Source organism: Bacillus sp. X1(2014) (genome assembly GCF_007678255.1).
Map to the genome: position 1 here is coordinate 1 of NZ_VEED01000048.1, position 1,502 is coordinate 1,502.

Sequence of the window (1,502 nt, forward strand, 5' to 3'; positions counted from 1 at the left end):
AGGTAAAAACTACCTCAAAATTGAAAAGGGGGTATCGCCGCGGTAGTCCCAATCTTCAACTCTTGCACCCGTTAGTTAAACAAACACCTTCACTTTTGTTGCACATTATCGTTGTTTACAATCCCGCTCGTCTGTCATATTTTAACATTTTTCTCATAATCATAGTAATCCTTCATAAACCCTTCAACATGTTTTTGTTTCAAATTGATGCGTCAATCTGACGCCTTTTTTTGTTGTAAAGCATCCATTAGACTTTTGTTTTCTATTCACTTACTTTTGCATTCTTCTGGCGTACAACTTCATTTTATTCCTCTGCGTAAATCATCCTCGTTTGGGCAAAATAGGTTTTGGTACTGCGATGACAATGCATTAGCAGTTCCCTATAACAAACCAAGGAGTGAGATTGATGACTGATAACAAAGAAACTAATCGTACTGATAACAACGCTAGTAAGGCTGTAGGAACCGGAGTCGGTGCTGTTGCGGGTGCTGTCGTGGGTTCAGTTGTGGGTCCAGTTGGCACAGCTGCGGGTGCATTTGCTGGAGGTGCAGTGGGCAACAATGCTGGCGAAGGTGCTAATGTTGCCAACAATAACGCCACAAACCGAGCAGAGTAGATTTTCAATAATCAAACGAAAGAAGGACTTTTAAATGACAGTTGGAACACAGGTAAAACAAGCTTTAGCAGGTTTAAAAAGTGCTCAGGTAAGCTTTGAATCTTTTGCGTTAGCTACCGATAATCAAAATGCAAAACAGCTTTATCAACAAGCCGCACAACAAACACAATCCGTGCTTGATAGCCTTGAACCTCGTCTTCAAGAAATTCTAGGTGAAGAACCTCAGTATAATCAGTAAGGAATTATTACCGTTATTCTTAAAAATGAGAAACTATCCCAGATACATTTTCTGGCGGTCGGAATATGATGTTATATAAAAAATTCTTGTCCATTTTCCAAAGCCATCCTTTCTAGGATGGTTTTGTTTTTTAGAACACCATTTAATCTATTTCATAAGTTCTTATCTAAAATACATTAGAAAAAATCAATTTTATTGCACAATATTTAGTCTTTTACGAAACATAAAATATTTTTTTAAATTCCATGTTTGTCCATCTCCATTTCGTTATTTTTCCATAATATAAAGTACTCCTTAAAATGTTAAATATTTACAACACAACACTTACTGCCCAAGAAGCGTCACTTAGACGCTTTTTTTCTTTTTCTTTCAGAATTTGAGTCAAAGGCGACATAAAAGTGAAATTGAATTTCATCTCTTTCTTAAACTAACCTGCTTCTTTAGCTTAATAAGAACCCCGTTTCAATTTCGTGAAACAGGTCAATAATTCCTGAAAAAAAGAATTTTTTGGGGAGAGATGAACTTGTTACTATCTCAAGCATGGGAAAGGTATGAATCTGATAAACGTATTGAAGGCTTTTCACCGCAAACATTAAAAGCATATAAACTACAGTCCGGCTTACTTATACGCTTTTTTACTGATGTTCA

General features: G+C 36.3%; 2 protein-coding genes. Both read left to right on the forward strand.

The window, feature by feature from the left end; all coding sequences use genetic code 11:
• The first annotated feature begins 406 nt into the window (after positions 1-406).
• Positions 407-616 carry a hypothetical protein gene (locus FS608_RS29685; protein WP_144556146.1) on the forward strand — a complete coding sequence of 70 codons (210 nt, stop codon included), beginning with the start codon at positions 407-409 and terminating at the stop codon, positions 614-616.
• 34 nt (positions 617-650) lie between these two features.
• Complete coding sequence (locus FS608_RS29690) at positions 651-854, forward strand: DUF1657 domain-containing protein (RefSeq protein ID WP_144556147.1); 204 nt, start codon at positions 651-653, stop codon at positions 852-854.
• Positions 855-1,502 lie beyond the last annotated feature (648 nt).